The sequence below is a fragment of the Neobacillus jeddahensis genome (genome assembly GCF_000612625.1).
Taxonomy (GTDB): Bacteria; Bacillota; Bacilli; order Bacillales; family Cytobacillaceae; genus Neobacillus; species Neobacillus jeddahensis.
Genome location: NZ_CCAS010000001.1, coordinates 110,980 through 126,733 on the forward strand (window position 1 = coordinate 110,980; position 15,754 = coordinate 126,733).

Here is a 15,754-nt window from a genome sequence, read left to right on the forward strand (position 1 = left end):
ATTTGAAAAGTTATGTTGAAATTATATCTTATAATAGGGGGATCAATCTTTGAAAAATCTCTTCAGAAAATGGAATCAAGTGAGTTTAGTGAAACAAATCATTGTCGGTTTGATTATAGGGATCATTCTGGCCGTTGTCATTCCAGAGGTTGCAAAACCTATCGTCATCCTAGGTTCCTTATTTGTCGGTGCATTAAAAGCCATTGCACCTGTATTGGTTCTCTTCTTAGTTATGTCTGCGATCGCTCAACACAAAAAGGGTCACCAAACGAATATGAAATCGATTATTTTCCTATACCTACTTGGCACCTTCTTAGCTGGATTAGTTGCTGTCATCGTCAGCTTTATTTTTCCGGTCACAATCTCCCTTGCCAAGGGTGCGGATGAGTTGGCGGCTCCTGGAGGTGTCATTGAGGTTCTCAAAGCATTACTCCTAAATGTGGTCGATAATCCGGCTAAAGCCATTTATAATGCCAACTATATCGGGATATTAGCATGGGCGATTCTACTTGGTTTAGCGTTGAAAAATGCCTCGGATACGACTAAAACGTTGATCTCGAATTTCTCAGATGCAGTATCTAAAATGGTGACATGGGTCATCAAGTTCGCGCCATTTGGGATCATGGGTCTAGTGATTGATTCTATTACCACAAATGGAATCGAATCCTTACTAAGTTATGGGAAATTACTTACCGTATTGCTTGGTTGCATGCTCTTCGTGGCACTTGTCGTTAATCCATTGATTGTGTTTGTTAATATTCGTCAGAATCCATATCCACTAGTATTTAAGTGTTTAAAGGAGAGCGGTATTACAGCATTCTTTACACGCAGCTCAGCGGCAAACATTCCGGTGAATATGAGATTATGTGAAGTATTAAAGTTAGATAAGGATTCTTACTCTGTTTCGATTCCACTAGGTGCTACCATTAATATGGCAGGTGCAGCAGTCACCATTTCTGTATTGACTCTTGCAGCGGTACATACCCTTGACATTCAAGTGGATATTGGGACAGCGATCATCCTTAGTGTTTTATCAGCGGTATGTGCTTGCGGTGCCTCAGGTGTAGCCGGTGGTTCGCTCTTATTGATTCCGCTAGCCTGCAGCTTATTCGGGATTCCAAATGATGTTGCCATGCAGGTAGTGGGAGTAGGCTTTATTATTGGGGTTTTACAAGACTCTTTTGAAACGGCCCTTAACTCATCCACAGACGTCCTTTTTACGGCAACAGCTGAATTTAAGAAGTTGCGTAAAGAAGGAAAAACTATTAATATCCAAAAAGCTTCATAATGAAGAAAGCCCACTATCAGTGATAGAGGGCTTTCGCTATTTTTTAGGTAGATTTATAAATCAATTCATTTATTCCAAGCAAGGTTTCCACAATGAAAAAAGCCGGGAATTAAACTCCTGGCTTTAGTCGATATATCCTTTTTCTTGTAAACAAACATGTGCATCCTGTTCGTTTTCTTCTTTTATTTGGTATTCGAGTGTCCCATCCACAATCTTGGCACAACGACCGCCAAATGGTTTGAGCGTTTCCTTGATTTCCTTTACATCAAACGTCGATTTCATAGGATAAAATACTTTCATAAGAATCCACCTCCACCTATTACTATAAGAAATGGGTGAGGATCACGCTGTGATAATCATTACAGGGAAAAGCAATTTCATCATTAGTTGGTGCTTGGGAAGAATGCTTGTATCGATTGGTTTCAGAGATTGACAGAGGATCATCCTTCGTTTTTACCTGTAAATATAGTACTATTTAGGTAAGTTATTTTTTATCCTATTCCATAATAAAGGAGAGATCCGAACGATGTACGAGTTAAAGACGAAAGAAACTAACAATGATGTCATTGAGTTTATCGAAAAAGTGGACAACCTCAAAAAACGGGAGGATGCTTATAAGCTATTAGATATTTTTACTGAAACTTCCGGTTTTCAGGCCAAGATGTGGGGCCCAAGTATTATCGGATTTGGTTCGTATCATTACAAATATGCTTCTGGGCACGAAGGGGATGCACCGCTTGTTGGGTTTTCTCCACGCAAGGCAAAAACCAGTTTGTACTTTACCACAGATGCCCAGAAACGGGATGAATTGTTACAATCGTTTGGCAAGCACACCGCAGGAAAAGGCTGTGTATACATCAATAAACTAGCCGACATCGATGTGGATTTATTAAAGGCATTCATAACCGAAACCATCACCTATCTAAATAAAACGTATCCAAAGCCATAATCCTGGAGGGGGGCATTTGGCTCTTACTTTTTTTAAAATGACGGACTCATAAAACATTATTCCGGAATAACTTTGGTAAGAAAGGGTAAAATATAGCCATATTATGTAAAGGAAGAGTGATATGGAACCAACCCGTATACCATTAACTGCCCCGGAGATTTCTAGTCTTTGGACTCAATATATGTTTGATACGATGTCCATCTGCTTTATTAAATATGCACTTGAACACGTAGAAGACCAAGATACTATTGAAATTTATCAGATTGCTCTTGAACTTTCGGAACGACATGTTCAACAGGTAAAAGAGTTCCTAAAGGGTGAGGGCTTACCCATTCCACATGGTTTATCCAAAGAGGATGTAAACATTCGTGCGCCCCGTCTGTTCCAGGATCCGTTCTACCTTTACTATATGTATATTATGTCGATTCAAGGACTGACAGGATATTCTCTCTCTGTTGGTACCTCTGTTCGAGCAGATCTACGAAGCTACTTCATCCATTGTAATACGGAGACAATGCAATTATTTGATAAAACGATGGAGACGATGCTTACGAAGGGCATTTATTCTCGAGCACCTGTGATTATGCCAGCTGTTGCAACAGATTTTGTAAAAAAAGAGAGTTTTTTAACCGGATGGTTTGGGGAACGACGTCCGTTAACAGCGATGGAGATTGGCGATATTACGTTTAATATGAACAAAATGCACCTCCACGTAGCCCTAAAGCTTGGTTTTAGCCAGGTGGCAGCTTCTAACAAAGTGCGGCAATATATAAAAAGAGGTATGGAGATAACAAATAAACATATTGCGACCTTCGAACAAATTTTTCGCGAAGAAAAATTAAATTCACCCATTTCTTGGCAATCTCAGGTAACGGATTCAACGACTTCCACTTTTTCAGATAAATTCATCATGTATCAAATTCAGTTATCGACGCAAATAGCCGTTGCCTTTTATGGGACAGCCTTAAGTGTAACAGCAAGACATGATCTTGGTGCAAAATATATTGGGCTAACGAGCGAACTCGTACGGTATGCAGAAGATGGAGCGAACCTCATGATTGAAAATGGCTGGATGGAAGAACCGCCAAAGGCCAGTGATCGCAGAGCATTGTCGAAAGGGAAAGACGAAATCCTTGACAGTAAGAAATAAGTGGAAGCCTTCACAATATAACATTAGTAAATGGAGCTATGAGTTGGTCCTTAGTTTTCTAAGAATCAACTCTTTTCTTATTTTTTACCATAATATATTAATAATTTTGGTAAAATAGTCTAGGCATTAACTATCCAGTTAAGCGGTACATAAAATAGAGCATATGAGAGGAACACCAGATGAATACTACATTAGAAATGCTTATTCATTTATTCGAACGGGCAGCCTTGCTGTTGATTTGTTTATTTTTTATGATTCGCGTTCCTCGATTTAAGGAATCGCTGCAAAAGGATCGTCATTCTCCTATCGAGCGGATCATCATTACGCTTGTGTTTTGTTTATTTGCGATTTTTGGAACCTATTCTGGAATTAATGTGGAAGGTTCCCTTGTGAATGTTAGGATTATTGCTGTTGTTTCAGGGGGAATCTTATTTGGCCCCTGGGTCGGTATTATTACAGGTATCGTATCCGGTGTGCATCGTTATTTAATTGATATTGGTGGAATCACATCGATTCCCTGTCTAATTACAAGTATTATTGCTGGAATTGTCTCAGGCTATATTAATCGAAGGGTAAAAAGATCGTTACGTTGGATTTATGGAATTGCAGCCGGAATGGCATGTGAAGTATTGACCATGCTCCTGATTCTGGCAATGGCAAATCCCTTTGCACTTGGTGTGGATATTGTTTCAAAAATTGCCTTTCCGATGATTGCCGGAGAAGTCAACATTGGCCTCATTGTCCTGCTGGTCATGAGTGTCGAAGGGGAAAAAGAAATGATCGCGGCCAAACAAGCGAAGCTTGCCCTAGATATTGCCAACAAGACCTTACCCTATTTTCGTATCATTAATGCTGACTCGTTGCGGAAGATTTGCAGTATTATCAAAGATGATATTAAGGCAGATGCGGTCGCGATAACGGATACACATAATGTGCTCGCCTATGTAGGCTTTGGGGAAGAACGATATGTGATCGGACAGGAGATTATTAGTGATTTGACCAAAGAGGCGCTCCACAATGGGAAATTTATTATACGCAATCAGGTGGCTGATCACTATACCCCGCAAATTCACTCACTTCTGATTGTACCATTTGAGGAACACGGCGAGGTGACTGGAACACTTAAAATCTATTATCGTAAAGCCTATAAGATGACCTATTCGCTCCAGACTATGGCAATTGGTCTATCACAAATTATCTCCACCCTGATGGAGGTTTCACGGATTGAACTGATTAAAGAGGCCGCCAACAAGGCGGAGCTGAAGGCGCTCCAAACGAAAATTAACCCGCATTTTTTATTTAATGCCCTAAATGCGATTGCCTCGACAACACGACGGAATCCGGACAAGGCACGCGAATTAATTATCAATCTGTCTGGGTATATGCGCTACAATTTAGAGGTGAATGATGAATTCATTGAGATTCATAAAGAACTAGAACAAGTTCGTGATTATGTTGAAATCGAAAAGGCTCGTTTCGGCAGCCGCTTGACGGTGGAATATGAGATTGATGAAGTACATGTACGAATACCGAGTCTGCTTATCCAGCCTTTAGTTGAGAATGCCATTAATCATGGCATTTTAAAAACGAAAGGACCAGGTGTAGTCACCATTGCCGTCAAGGATGTGGGGGATAGGGTCAGAATCAGTGTGAAGGATACTGGTCCAGGCATTAGCGCGGAGGTTATCGATCATCTATATCATGATGATGTTCCTGCTAAGCAAATTGGCTTGTATAATGTGCACCAGCGGGTGAAGTTAATCTATGGAAAAGGGATTATGATCCATCGTCTGTCACCGGGGACAGAAGTTCTTTTTGATATTGTAAAGGAGAGCATATGAGAGCAATTATTGTCGAAGACGAAATTCCAGCTCGAGAGGAACTGGAGTATTTAATTGAGGCCTACAGTGGAATCGAAATTACTCATTCCTTTGATGATGGCCTCGATGTGTTAAAATTTTTGCAAGAGCAAGAAACAGATGTCATTTTCTTGGATATTAATATTCCTTCACTAGATGGGATGCTGTTAGCCAGTACCATCCATAAATTTACGAACAGGCCTTATATTGTGTTTACGACTGCCTATAAAGAGCATGCCGCACAAGCATTTGAACTAGAAGCCTTTGATTATATTTTAAAGCCCTACGATGAGAAGCGGATTGCCACGATGTTACGGAGGCTGGAATCTGCTTTTCAGCGTGATCAGTTGGAATGGGAAGCACCTCCGGAAAGAAAGCAGAAAGCCGAAGGGAAAGAAGGTGAAAGCTTCGCACCAACCTCGAAGCGAATCAATCTGAAGAAAAACGACAAAATTATTGTCACAGAAGTGAATGATATTTATTACGCTGCTGCGAGTGAAAAGCTTACTCTTATCTATACACAGCAGGAGGAGTATTCCATGGCCATGAGTATATCGGAATTTCATTCCCATTTACCAGAGGATCTATTTTTTCGCTGTCATCGTTCCTACACGGTCAATTTAACGAAAATCCGTGAAATTGTACCATGGTTTAACCAAACCTATATGCTCCGTCTTAAGGATCTTTCAATAGAAATTCCGGTCAGCAGGAGTAAGGTGAAAGCGTTTAAGCAAGTGATGCAACTATAACCGCCATTCATTCCGAAAACTAGCTATCTCGTTCTGAAAACGATTTCTTTTCTTTTTCCGATGTTATGATGATGATGTAGACAAGCTACCATATAACGATTCAGGAATCATCATGTTGATACAGACAGAAAAGAGGAGATTACTATGAAAACAAATATAGAACGTCGATGGTTGATCGTGTTGGGGACGATTATCGTACAGATGGGATTAGGGACCATCTATACATGGAGTCTTTTTAACCAACCGTTAGTTGAACTATTTGATTGGAAGTTAAATTCAGTGGCACTTACGTTTTCCATTACCAGCTTCGCCTTAGCCTTCTCGACATTGTTCGCAGGCAAGCTGCAAGATAAATGGGGACTGCGTCGATTGATTGGCTGTGCCGGGATTGTGTTAGGTGCAGGGTTAATCCTTAGTTCTCAGGTATCCTCACTGTGGATGCTCTACCTTTTGGCTGGTATCGTTGTTGGGGCCGCAGATGGTACGGCTTACATTACTTCTTTATCAAATCTTATTAAGTGGTTTCCGGAGAGGAAAGGACTTATTTCTGGTATCTCCGTTGGTGCGTACGGAACAGGAAGTTTACTATTTAAGTACATTAATGGTTCACTCATCCAATCGGTTGGTGTGACGCAGGCATTTCTTTTCTGGGGTATCATCGTGATGGTGATGGTTGTGGGCGGTTCATTCCTTGTGAGGGAAGCAACATTGAGTAAAACTACACAAACTGTTAATGGAATGCAGCAGAAGGATTTTACGATAAAAGAAATGTTGAAAACGAAGGAAGCTTACCTCTTGTTTGTCATTATGTTTACGGCTTGCATGAGCGGTTTATATTTGATTGGCGTCGTCAAGGATATTGGGGTAAGAATGGTTGGACTTGATATTGCTACTGCCAGTAACGCCGTCGCGTTGGTTGCCATCTTTAACACTAGTGGACGAATTATCCTCGGAGCATTATCTGATAAAGTGGGCCGATTAAGAGTGGTCGCAGGTGCACTCCTTGTCACAGCTATAGCAGTGACGGTCTTAAGCTTTATTGACTTGAATTACGGTTTGTTCTTTGCCTGTGTGGCTGGAATTGCCTTTTGCTTCGGTGGGAATATTACCATTTTCCCTGCAATAGTGGCTGATTTCTTCGGGTTGAAAAATCAGAGTAAAAACTATGGGATTATCTATCAAGGTTTCGGTTTTGGCGCTATTTCAGGTTCCTTTATTGCTTCATCCTTAGGTGGATTTGTTCCTACCTTTAAGTTGATTGCTGTACTCAGCATCGTGTCCTTACTGATTGCGATGACGATTAAGGCACCAGGACAGGGGCCGTCAAGAACGAAGGAAAGAAGAAACAGCAAAGACATTCGCTCGATGACACCTCGAACAAAAGCCAGTTAAGCCTGTAGTGAACGAAAGGCAGCGTACCCATTTAGGCTGGAGGCTGCCTTTTTCCTTTTTAATGCCACTATTTTTTTCTCAATTTGTTTTATAATAGAGAAAAGAGAATTAGGGGAGGCCATAGGATTGAAATCGTCAACAGGTTTAGAGCAGCAAGGAGAGGGTATTGAACCAAGCATTATTTCAAAGATTACCAACAATAGTATCCTTCTGAAAAATGGCATCCATATTATGTATACATTCTATGAAAGAGAAAAATATATTCAAAATGCTGCAAATTACATTTGCGAGGGATTCGTTAAAGGCCACATGATCTTATTGGTAGACAAGATTGATATTTATAAGGAAATAACTGTCCTGCTACTTGCAAAAGGGTATAACAAGCACCATCTAGAGTCTATTATCTTTTTGGATAATGATCAATTTTATTTATCCACTTATGGCTTCGATATTGAAGCAAGCCTACGAAAACTTAACGAAATATTACAGCCATATCTTAGCCAAGGTGTATTTATACGTACTTGGGGACAAGTTTCACTTCCTGAGAATGATTCGTTGTTGTCGAAACTAAGAGTATATGAATGTGAGGTTAACAAGTTCGTTGGTCAGCATAAAATGATATCAGTTTGTACGTATAATGGTTTAACCATTCCATCTTATATTCAGAATGAAATGCTAAAGGTCCATCATTATTTAATGACAGATAATGAGGTAAGAGTATCCCCATTTTATAATAGTAGAAATCTATCGATTCCTTCAGGTGAAGAGCTAAAAAGACTGGAAAAGATTGATGAGGAAAATAAACAATTACACGAAAAAAATAAATTATTACAAGAAGAAAATGATTTTATTAAAATGAAAAAAGCTGTTATTGAGGAGAGTGAGAAATTTTACCGAGCATTGATCGACGAAATTCCCATCACTATCCTGATTACAAAGGAAGATCATATTATTTATGTGAATCGGAGAGGGAAAGAAAAATTACTTGGTGCGAGTATAGTAGGTAATCATTTTACGAATTTATTTGCGTCACTACCCAGGAATTCTGTAAATGGGTTAAGTGAATACGTTTTTTTACCAGGGAATTCTGACTCTCGCTATTTTGAAATTAAATCCATTCCATTATGTAATAAAGGTGATGACGCTATATTACATGTCCTCATTGATCTTACTCAACAAAAGCTAAATGAAAAACTTATGATCCGTACGGAAAAATTAAGTATCGCCGGTGAATTAGCCGCGGGGATTGCTCATGAAGTACGAAATCCTCTAACCGCAATTAAAGGTTTCATTCAGTTGCTGGACCGGATTGATGACGGGAATAAGGAATATTTAAATATCATAAATGATGAGATTATCAGAATTGAACAAATATCAAGCGAACTATTGATGCTCGCAAAACCACATTCTGACAACTATAAGACTGCAAATATTATCGAAATCATTCAAAAGGTAAAAACGTTATTAGATACACAGGCGATAATGAAGAGTATTGAAATCGAACTCATTTCCAAAAAAAATGAGCTAAATATTTATTGTGAAGAAACAAAAATCAGGCAGGTCTTCATAAATCTTATCAAAAATGCGATTGAAGTGATGGATCAAGGAAAAATATTGATTCATGTTAGGGAACATAATGACTACGTGCAAGTCGATATTATCGACCATGGTGAGGGTATGTCGAAAGAGATATTGACCAAAATTGGCGAACCTTTTTATACCACAAAGGAAAAAGGAACAGGCTTGGGATTAATGGTTTGCTATAAAATTATTGAAAATCATCAAGGGTCCATTGACGTAAACAGTCAACAAGGGATTGGCACTACCTTCACGGTTACTTTGCCATTATCCACTATAAAATAATATGCAGTAGAGTCCTAAGTGTAGCCACACTTGGGATTTTTCCATTTTCGGATTATTTATATTTCAGAAACCGGAAATTTCGGGAATGAAAGTAAAGAGCATTTATGATACTATGACAATATCAAAATAAATACATACTTTTTTACAATTGGGGAGATGGAGTAGCATGCTAAGGTGGAAACGTAATTTGTGGGTCCTTTGGATTGGGGTCTTTTTTACAGCAGCTAGTTTTTCCATGGTCATTCCGTTTTTACCGATATTTCTGCTCCAAATTGGAGTACACGAACACACAGAAATGTGGTCAGGCTTACTTTTTAGTGCGGCCTTTTTCGCAGGGGCGATAGCGTCACCGTTCTGGGGGAGGATGGCCGATCAATACGGGCGGAAGCCGATGATCATTCGGGCCGGTTTTGCTTTGTTTGTCATCTATACATTGATGGCATTTGTGCAAAATCCGTACCAGATATTAGCCCTACGACTCCTACAGGGGTTATTAAGTGGCTTCATTCCGGGAGCAATCGCCTTAATTGGCACGAATACGCCAAGTAATCAAGTTGGCTATGCTCTTTCCATGATTTCGACTGCTTCGGCTTCAGGAGGAATTATTGGACCGCTGTTAGGCGGAGGCATAGCGGACCTAGTGGGGAATCGCTGGGCTTTTGCAAGTGCTGGGCTGATCGTTTGCTTGTCAACACTGTTGATTATTTTCTGGGTAAAAGAAGAAAATTTTAAGCCAAGTAAAGAAAAGGGCTCTGTAAAAAAGGATTTTATAATGGCTTTAAACAACCGCCCCTTAATGCTTGTCCTCCTTCTTACACTCGTCACAAGTTGTTCTGTTATGACCATTGAACCTGTTTTGCCCTTATACATTGTGAAATTGGGAGGTTCCTCTGACAAGGCATCGTTACTTGCTGGGATTGTCTTTTCCTTACCAGGCATCGCGAGTGCTCTGTTTGCTCCCGTTTGGGGGAAATGGGCCGATAAGGTTGGCTTTCAACGTGTGTTATTTATCGGGTTACTTGGCGGTGGTTTGGGCACATTAGCTCAAATTCTCTTCACCCAAATTTGGGGATTTTCGATGATCCGTTTTGTTTACGGGATCTTTTTCTGTGCCGTTTATCCAGCTTTAAACGGTCTTATCGTCAAGTCTACCCCGGATGATTTCCGCGGCAGGGCCTTTAGCTTGAGCCAAACGGCAAATCAATTAGGCGGCATGACCGGTCCGATGATTGGGGGATTCATTGGAGGAATTTTTCCCGTTCATAGCGTATTTGTGGTCACGGGCCTTTTGCTATTAGTGGCGATGGGAACAGCCTACTGGAACGCCGGGGATCTTAATAACCGGGTAAAACGAAAGGCCGTTCATGGGAAGTAAAAAGTCAGATCGATTTGATTGTTGAGGATTAGAATTACTATTTCGATTACTTTAACGCCTGAGGGATATCGTTCTTGGAAGAGCTTTTCGTGCCACACCTTGTTCTCGCTTTTACCTAATTTACAAAAACCATCCATTGATTTGGATGGTTTTTTCAATGGGTGTTTGAAAGCCCCTATTAGTATTTCCTTATAGACAATGCATTTTTGCTTCCGCTTCATTCCAAGGAACGGAATAACCTTGACCCTTGGAACAAAAAATAGAAGCTGAACTATAGTCTGGATCGGCCTCTTTATTGTAGTTGATTTTTTCAATAACCTCTTTTTGATTGTGACAAGGATAATAACCGCCGAACACCAGAGTCAGGATCCCTTTCCCCTGGGTAATTGAGGCAAATTCAGGTCCATAGTTCATGAAGGTTGCCACGGGCACTTTTCCAGTAAGGATAGCTTTGTTCCCTTCAGTAATAGGCGTGTCGAAGCTGCCGTGTGCCTGTTGGATATCGGTCAAGATTTTTCCCATCTGTTCTAGGTCTATTATTATATTAAAGTCATAAAACGGCTCGAGCAGGATGTTCGTCGCTTTTTCTAAACCTTGCCTTAACGCCCGGTAGGAAGCCTGTCTAAAATCACCGCCGGACGTATGTTTGTTATGGGCTCGACCTGTGACTAAGGTGATATGCACATCGGTGAGATGGGAGCCAGTCAGGATTCCGTGATGATCCCGTTCAAAAAGATGAGTCCGAATGACATTCTGTGTCCCAATCGGCAAATGATCAGTATGACACACACTTTCGAATGAAATGCCACTATTTCGAGCGGCTGGCTGAAGCTTTAGGTGCACCTCTGCATAGTGCATTAATGGTTCAAAATGTCCATACCCTAATATCTCAGAGCCAATGGTTTCCTTATATAAAATTTCCGGATCACCAAAAGTGATATCAAGATTAAACCTTTCTTTAACGATTTGTTTGACCACTTCAAGTTGGATCGTTCCCATCACGTGGATATGGATTTCTTGTGATCGTTCTTCCCACGTAACGTTCAATGCAGGGTCCTCTGCGTCTAGGATCATAAAATCGTGTAACGCCTCTTTTATGTTGATAGCTGAATCAAAAATCACTCGTGATTTTAGGGCAGAGACCATTTCGTATTGAGCTTTATCTGTTAAAGTCCCAATGCCATCTCCTGCGGCTGTGGAAGATAATCCAGTAACTGCAAAAATATCGCCCGCTGAAACATGATCAACAGGTGTAACCTTAGTCCCATTACATAACCGGATTTGGGTGACTTTTTCAGAAAGTGCCTGTTCCCCATGATTGTAACGAATTTCATCACGAACCTTTAAGGTCCCACTTAAGGCTTTAATAAACGTCATTTTTGTCCCTTTTTCGTCAAAATGTATCTTATAAACACGACCTGAAAAAGGAGAGCGGTTGTCATAGCTTGTGGTGGTTAACAGGTCTAATTTTTCAAGAAAATGGTCGACCCCAATATCTTGTAAAGCTGATCCGGAAACACAAGGGAAAAGTTGATTTTCTCGGAATAGGTTTTTCAGTGCTTCTAGCCATAATTCCGCCTGATATCCTTCGTTCATATAGGTCTCTAAAAGTAATTCATTTCGTTCAGCGATACATTCGATCAGCTCTTCACTCATCTCCCAATTGAACAAAGTGTTAGTAAGATCGCAGACATCCTCGGTTAAGTGGACGCGAATCTCATTTAGTACTTTCTCAGGATCAGCCCCAACCCGATCAATTTTATTAATAAAGAAAAAGGTGGGGACTTTATGCTGCTGCAAAAGCCTCCATACCGTTTCCGTATGTCCTTCCATTCCTTCGACCGCACTAATAATGACAACAGCATAATCCATCACTTGAATTGCACGTTCCATCTCTGGGGAAAAATCGACGTGTCCTGGAGTATCGATCATATAGTAGCTTGACTCATTATAGTCGAACATGGCTTGGCCAGCGAATACAGTAATACCCCTTTGCTTTTCGATGTCATGTGTATCTAGAAAGGTATCCTGGTGGTCGACCCGGCCTCTTTGTCTAATGGTGTTGGTATGGTACAGCAGTTGTTCTGCCAATGTGGTTTTTCCTGCATCCACATGTGCAAACAGCCCGATTGTTTTTTTCATGTTGCCACCTCAACGTTCTCTTTAAATCTATACTAATAGTATAGCAAAAACTCCATACCAAAACTTCATTTGGCCACTTTCATTTTTGAGTTGTTCATCATTTCTATGTGAATATCATAATATAGATGTAAACCAAATATTATCGAGGGCTTAGGAGGAGAAAACTTGTATTATGCGCGGGTTGTACAGTATAAATTAGGAGCTGGTCAACGGCATGAGGCAGAGCGCCTAACAAAAGAGCTTGATCAAGTCAGTCGAAAATTAGTGGGCTTTCGAGGGAGTGTGTACTTTTTTAATGACCCTTCTGGTGAGTACAGAGCATTGAATTATTGGGATACAAAGGAAGAAGCAGAAAAGGCCCATCAGGTGTTATTCCCTAAATTGGAAGTTGCTCTAAAAGCGATTACTACTGAAAAACCGTCTTGTCAATTTTATCAGGTATTTGAAGCAACGGATGATGAGGATTTGTTGAAATCACATATTAAAATATGACCGATAACATGAACTCGAATGAAACCAATTTATTTGGTTCGTTCGAGTTCTTTTTCATTTATGGATGTTTTTCATTGATATTATCTAGTAAAATGAAGTAAGGAAAGCTCAGTTGTACTATGCTTTTATAGGGGGAGTTATCAATGGAGAAAGAAGGATACATTGAGGTTACAGGGGGAAGGGTTTGGGTTCATACATATGGTTTACAGTCTAAAGGGATACCACTGATTATTTTACATGGTGGCCCTGGTTCATCGTGCTACTCACTACAAGTTCTTAAAGCCTTGGCACCGGATCGCCCTGTGATTTTATATGATCAATTGGGTTGTGGAAGATCTGATCGACCTACAGATACAAAGCTTTGGCATATTGACCGATTTTTAGAGGAATTAGGTCAAATTCGACAAGCACTAAACATTGATGAAGTACATATTCTAGGTCATTCCTGGGGAACGACGCTAGCTGCTGCTTATTACTTAACTAAGCCAAGCGGTGTAAAAAGTATCATATTTTCAAGTCCTTGCTTAAGTGCACCCCTATGGGAACAAGACCAAAAGAAAAACCTTCAGATGTTGCCAGCAGATATCCAGGAAACGATCAAACGCTGTGAAGAACAGGGAACAACGGATTCAGCAGAATTTGCTGCCGCGATTGAGGTATTTAGTAAACACTTTGTTAACAGACTGGAGGATAAACCAGAATGGTTAGAACAAAAACCAGCTGACTATCGAAATGCTGAAATCTATCAGATCATGTGGGGCCCATCAGAATTTACCGTCCTTGGAAACCTAAGGGAATTCGATTGTACACCACAATTAAAGGAACTTACTTGCCCTACCTTATATACGTGTGGGCGTTTTGATGAGGCGACCCCAGATACAACGGAGTACTATAGCCGTTTGACACCAGGTTCATCCTTTCATGTCTTTGAGAACAGCGCTCATATGCCCTATATTGAAGAGACGGACGAATATTTAACGGTTATCGGGCATTTCCTTTCCAGTGTTGAGAAGCTATAATTTAATCACAAAAAGACAGGAGTTCTTCACATAGTGGAGAGCTCTTTTTCTGTCGAAAAGCGATCGAGGAGTATTTTGCTGAAGAAATCGCTTTGATTTACTGATCTAACATATAAAAATGTTGTGACAGCTAAGAATCTTAAAGGAAAATGGAGGAAAATGTCGAAAGAATAATTGAATATAAATATCAAGTAAAGAGGAATTAAACATGAAAAGATTAGGTCAAATTTTTCTGGTGCTCCTATCAATCGGATTTACTAGTTACCAAAAAGTTGCTGACGGTCACACTTTTTTTACGCTAGACTTTTTTATATTTACCATCATTGCCTGGTTTGTCGGCTGGCAATACGATAAGGCCCGCTTTTTTGAAAAAAAAGCACGTGAAAGTGAAGAGAGTTATAAGCGATTGTTAGATTCGCTGCCGGAACCTGTTTATATTACCCATAATCATCGATTCCTATATGTGAATAATGCAGCAGCGCAAATGATTGGCGCAATTAATAAAGAGGATCTTTTCGGCAAGCAAATTTTTGAATTTATTGTACCCGAGTACGAAGCGCGATTACTGGAACGATTTAAGCAGCTTAATAAAGTGAAACGTCCGATCAACGCCATTGAATATAAAGCAAAACGGTTGGATGGATCAAAGTTTTTTTTTGAAGTGTCCTCTTTGTCTATTGTTTTTGGCGGAAAAGAGGCCATCCTTTCGATTGGTAAGGATGTGACTGATCGAAAAGAACAGACAGAACGGCTCCTCTTAAAATCTGAAAAGTTAGCGTTATTGGGTCAAATGGCAGCAGGCATCGCCCATGAGATCCGCAATCCGCTTACTTCCATTAAGGGCTTCATTCAGTTGTTTAAGGCAAATCAACAAAAGGACGAATACTTTGATATAGTTTTATCGGAGCTTGATCGGATTAATACGATCGTGGGAGAATTTCTCGTTCTTGCCAAACCGTCCGTAGCTGTTTATGTCGAGCAGGATGTCCGTGTGTTAATTAAGGATGTCGTGACATTGATTGGCACGCAATCGATTATGACCAATGTAGAGATTTTTGTTGATTTTGAAGAGGATTTGCCAGAGATAAGCTGTGAGGAAAACCAACTGAAGCAAGTGTTTCTAAATCTTCTTAAGAATGCCATTGAATCGATGCCAGATGGCGGCCATATCCAGGTGAAGGTGTGGACGAAAGAGGAAGGGAAAATCTCGATTAAAATTGTTGACCAAGGGGTCGGAATACCGGAAGAACGGATTTTGACACTCGGTGAGCCGTTTTATACAACGAAAGAAAAGGGGACCGGGCTCGGACTGATGACCTGCTTTCGGATCATTGAAAGTCATAATGGGGAAATCGATATTAAAAGTAAGGTGAATGAAGGAACAACTATTGAACTCACCCTTCCGACGATTACCCAGCCGTTATTAAAGAAAGAACAGTTCGTGGTATGAAGAGTTGGAATTTTAATAGGGAATGT

General features: G+C 40.3%; 13 protein-coding genes. 11 read left to right on the forward strand and 2 right to left on the reverse strand.

Annotated elements, in window-relative coordinates; translation table 11 throughout:
- The first annotated feature begins 49 nt into the window (after positions 1-49).
- Positions 50-1,288 (forward strand): serine/threonine transporter SstT, encoded by a 1,239-nt coding sequence (sstT, locus tag TY15_RS00470; protein WP_040209037.1) that lies wholly within the window; start codon positions 50-52, stop codon positions 1,286-1,288.
- A 123-nt stretch (positions 1,289-1,411) separates the two neighbouring features.
- Here the strand turns inward: sstT and TY15_RS24575 are convergent, their stop codons facing one another.
- Positions 1,412-1,588, reverse strand: coding sequence for a hypothetical protein (locus tag TY15_RS24575; RefSeq protein ID WP_179301866.1), 177 nt, complete (start codon positions 1,586-1,588; stop codon positions 1,412-1,414).
- 226 nt (positions 1,589-1,814) lie between these two features.
- Here TY15_RS24575 and TY15_RS00475 point away from each other — a divergent pair, with 226 nt between their 5' ends.
- From TY15_RS00475 to TY15_RS00505, 7 genes are all read left to right on the forward strand, one after another.
- Positions 1,815-2,237 carry a DUF1801 domain-containing protein gene (locus TY15_RS00475; RefSeq protein WP_040209036.1) on the forward strand — a complete coding sequence of 141 codons (423 nt, stop codon included), beginning with the start codon at positions 1,815-1,817 and terminating at the stop codon, positions 2,235-2,237.
- Positions 2,238-2,358: 121 nt separating this feature from the next.
- On the forward strand, positions 2,359-3,387 hold the full coding sequence (locus tag TY15_RS00480) for a DUF3231 family protein (protein WP_040209035.1): 1,029 nt from the start codon (positions 2,359-2,361) through the stop codon (positions 3,385-3,387).
- Between the two features lie 179 nt (positions 3,388-3,566).
- A complete protein-coding gene (locus TY15_RS00485) occupies positions 3,567-5,228 on the forward strand; it encodes a sensor histidine kinase (RefSeq protein ID WP_040209034.1) in 1,662 nt (553 codons plus the stop codon).
- A complete protein-coding gene (locus TY15_RS00490) occupies positions 5,225-5,995 on the forward strand; it encodes a LytR/AlgR family response regulator transcription factor (RefSeq protein WP_040209032.1) in 771 nt (256 codons plus the stop codon). Before TY15_RS00485 ends, TY15_RS00490 begins: the two co-directional genes overlap by 4 nt.
- 144 nt (positions 5,996-6,139) lie before the next feature.
- Positions 6,140-7,387, forward strand: coding sequence for an L-lactate MFS transporter (locus TY15_RS00495; protein WP_040209031.1), 1,248 nt, complete (start codon positions 6,140-6,142; stop codon positions 7,385-7,387).
- 126 nt (positions 7,388-7,513) lie between these two features.
- Positions 7,514-9,250 carry an ATP-binding protein gene (locus TY15_RS23080; RefSeq protein ID WP_052353673.1) on the forward strand — a complete coding sequence of 579 codons (1,737 nt, stop codon included), beginning with the start codon at positions 7,514-7,516 and terminating at the stop codon, positions 9,248-9,250.
- A 166-nt stretch (positions 9,251-9,416) separates the two neighbouring features.
- Positions 9,417-10,625: an MFS transporter gene (locus tag TY15_RS00505; RefSeq protein WP_042373932.1), complete on the forward strand. Its 1,209-nt coding sequence runs from the start codon at positions 9,417-9,419 to the stop codon at positions 10,623-10,625.
- A gap of 189 nt (positions 10,626-10,814) precedes the next feature.
- Here TY15_RS00505 and TY15_RS00510 read toward each other — a convergent pair whose 3' ends face one another.
- The gene (locus TY15_RS00510) at positions 10,815-12,767 is read right to left on the reverse strand and encodes a GTP-binding protein (RefSeq protein ID WP_040209029.1); all 1,953 of its coding nucleotides are present in this window, start codon (positions 12,765-12,767) and stop codon (positions 10,815-10,817) included.
- Positions 12,768-12,932: 165 nt separating this feature from the next.
- Between TY15_RS00510 and TY15_RS00515 the strand changes: the two genes are divergently transcribed.
- The 3 genes from TY15_RS00515 (at position 12,933) to TY15_RS00525 (ending at position 15,728) form a co-directional block, all read left to right on the forward strand.
- On the forward strand, positions 12,933-13,259 hold the full coding sequence (locus TY15_RS00515; RefSeq protein WP_040209028.1) for a hypothetical protein: 327 nt from the start codon (positions 12,933-12,935) through the stop codon (positions 13,257-13,259).
- Positions 13,260-13,402: 143 nt separating this feature from the next.
- Positions 13,403-14,278: a proline iminopeptidase-family hydrolase gene (locus TY15_RS00520; RefSeq protein ID WP_040209026.1), complete on the forward strand. Its 876-nt coding sequence runs from the start codon at positions 13,403-13,405 to the stop codon at positions 14,276-14,278.
- A gap of 208 nt (positions 14,279-14,486) precedes the next feature.
- A complete protein-coding gene (locus TY15_RS00525) occupies positions 14,487-15,728 on the forward strand; it encodes an ATP-binding protein (protein ID WP_040209025.1) in 1,242 nt (413 codons plus the stop codon).
- Positions 15,729-15,754 lie beyond the last annotated feature (26 nt).

Coding starts and splice junctions, on each gene's coding strand:
- TY15_RS00525 (WP_040209025.1), top strand. CDS start 14,487: ATGAAAAGATTAGGTCAAATTTTTCTGGTGCTCCTATCAATCGGATTT.
- TY15_RS00495 (WP_040209031.1), top strand. CDS start 6,140: ATGAAAACAAATATAGAACGTCGATGGTTGATCGTGTTGGGGACGATT.
- TY15_RS24575 (WP_179301866.1), bottom strand. CDS start 1,588: ATGAAAGTATTTTATCCTATGAAATCGACGTTTGATGTAAAGGAAATC.
- TY15_RS00475 (WP_040209036.1), top strand. CDS start 1,815: ATGTACGAGTTAAAGACGAAAGAAACTAACAATGATGTCATTGAGTTT.
- TY15_RS00510 (WP_040209029.1), bottom strand. CDS start 12,767: ATGAAAAAAACAATCGGGCTGTTTGCACATGTGGATGCAGGAAAAACC.
- TY15_RS00490 (WP_040209032.1), top strand. CDS start 5,225: ATGAGAGCAATTATTGTCGAAGACGAAATTCCAGCTCGAGAGGAACTG.
- TY15_RS00480 (WP_040209035.1), top strand. CDS start 2,359: ATGGAACCAACCCGTATACCATTAACTGCCCCGGAGATTTCTAGTCTT.
- TY15_RS00520 (WP_040209026.1), top strand. CDS start 13,403: ATGGAGAAAGAAGGATACATTGAGGTTACAGGGGGAAGGGTTTGGGTT.
- TY15_RS00485 (WP_040209034.1), top strand. CDS start 3,567: ATGAATACTACATTAGAAATGCTTATTCATTTATTCGAACGGGCAGCC.
- TY15_RS00505 (WP_042373932.1), top strand. CDS start 9,417: ATGCTAAGGTGGAAACGTAATTTGTGGGTCCTTTGGATTGGGGTCTTT.